General features: G+C 54.8%; 1 rRNA gene. It reads right to left on the bottom strand.

Annotated features, from left to right (window positions below):
• A 16S ribosomal RNA gene (locus tag V5F66_RS22225) occupies positions 1–519 on the bottom strand; the annotation flags it as partial.
• Positions 520–765 lie beyond the last annotated feature (246 nt).

The following is a 765-nucleotide window of genomic DNA, read 5'->3' as shown; positions in this document are numbered from 1 at the left end:
GCGCTTTACGCCCAGTGATTCCGAGCAACGCTAGCCCCCTTCGTATTACCGCGGCTGCTGGCACGAAGTTAGCCGGGGCTTCTTCTCCGGTTACCGTCATTATCTTCACCGGCGAAAGAGCTTTACAACCCTAAGGCCTTCATCACTCACGCGGCATGGCTGGATCAGGCTTGCGCCCATTGTCCAATATTCCCCACTGCTGCCTCCCGTAGGAGTCTGGGCCGTGTCTCAGTCCCAGTGTGGCTGATCATCCTCTCAGACCAGCTACGGATCGTCGCCTTGGTGAGCCTTTACCTCACCAACTAGCTAATCCGACGCGGGTTCATCCAATGGCGATAAATCTTTCCCCCGAAGGGCACATACGGTATTAGTCCAAGTTTCCCTGGGTTATTCCGTACCATTGGGTAGATCCCCACGTGTTACTCACCCGTCTGCCGCTCCCATTGCTGGGCGCTCGACTTGCATGTGTTAGGCCTGCCGCCAGCGTTCGCTCTGAGCCAGGATCAAACTCTCAAGTTATATGAGCTTGATCAGGCTAGTCTCTACGAACTTACACTCATCTTTGACGAGGTCGGACAGTTCAGCATCATTCACATGATGAACCAAACGTCCGGAGTTCCGTATGACCGCCAAGTCTTACTCGACTGCAAACCAATCTTGCGATCAGTCGCAGCCCGCAAGGACTCCGCCGTCCACGTTTCTCTTTCTTCCATTCAACCTGTCAAACAGCACGAGAACCGAAGCCCTCACCCTACTCCGAGGAGC

Source organism: Xanthobacter versatilis, from assembly GCF_043193975.1.
GTDB lineage: Bacteria > Pseudomonadota > Alphaproteobacteria > Rhizobiales > Xanthobacteraceae > Xanthobacter > Xanthobacter autotrophicus_E.
The sequence above is the reverse complement of the archived record's forward strand: the minus strand, read 5'-3'. Positions and strand labels throughout refer to the sequence as shown.